Here is a 1032-nt window from a genome sequence, read left to right as displayed (position 1 = left end):
GTAGCTTCTCAGTACTCAGGGCCGACGCCGCAACTGTGGCGTTGTCTCGATTTTTAGCCAGCAGCAGTGATCAACCGATTCTGCTGTTCGCTGGCCAGTCAAAGGTGGCTAAGTCGAGGCCTTAGGTGGCCGTGTGACGCTGCAGAATACTCACCAGAAGAGGTCTACATGATTAACCCGATCAGCGAAAACCCTAGCGAAAACCATACCTATATTGACGGCCACAAAATTGCCTTTCGTGAGCAAGGCGAAGGCAGCCCGGTCATCTTGATACATGGCATACCCACCAACAGCCTGATGTGGCGATCAGTCATGCCGAAACTTGCCACTGGCCATCGCGTCATCGCTCTAGACTTGCTCAATTATGGCCAATCCGAAAAGCCAGAACATGCCGATGTCTCCATCAATGCGCAAAGCCGCATGCTCATCAAATTCATGGATTCACTGGGTATGCGTAGAGCCGACGTGGTCGCCCACGATATTGGCGGGGGTATTGCTCAACTGGTGGCGGTGAATTATCCGGAGAAAATTCGCAGACTGGTTTTGCTCGACAGCGTTTGTTTTGATTCATGGCCCATTCCCGAGTTCAAACCGCTAATGGAGCCCGGCGCTGAAGAGGCGATGAGTCTGGCTGAGTTCGTGGCCATGATGCGTGGTTTCATGCCGCAGGGTGTTCACAACAAAGCCGTGATGACCGATGAATTGATCGATATTTATCTGCAGCCATGGGCAAGCGAAGATGGCAAACGAGCTTTTTTCCGTAATCTTAGACGCTTGAACAGCGAATACACCCAGTCCATTGCCCCTGCGCTTGGAAACCTCGCCCAGCAAACACTGGTGATCTGGGGGGACCAAGATCCCTTCCAGAAACCGGAATATGCGCAAAAATTGACCGACGCGATCCCCAATGCAGAACTGACCTGGATCAAGGACGCCGGCCATTGGTTGATCAATGAAAAGCCAGATGAAGTGGCTGACCGGATCAATCAGTTCCTGGGTTGACCAACAAGCCTGGTTTGCCGCGGTGAACGG

General features: G+C 52.6%; 1 protein-coding gene. It reads left to right on the top strand.

Going from position 1 to position 1032, the window contains the following annotated elements:
- The first annotated feature begins 168 nt into the window (after window positions 1-168).
- On the top strand, window positions 169-1002 hold the full coding sequence (locus tag NA637_RS25110; RefSeq protein ID WP_256075326.1) for an alpha/beta fold hydrolase: 834 nt from the start codon (window positions 169-171) through the stop codon (window positions 1000-1002).
- The last annotated feature ends 30 nt before the right edge of the window (window positions 1003-1032 follow it).

The sequence above is a fragment of the Stutzerimonas stutzeri genome, assembly GCF_024448935.1.
In the GTDB taxonomy this organism is placed as follows: Bacteria; Pseudomonadota; Gammaproteobacteria; order Pseudomonadales; family Pseudomonadaceae; genus Stutzerimonas; species Stutzerimonas stutzeri_AO.
Note: the sequence above shows the minus strand (reverse complement) of the source record. Positions and strands in the feature narration are given on the sequence as shown.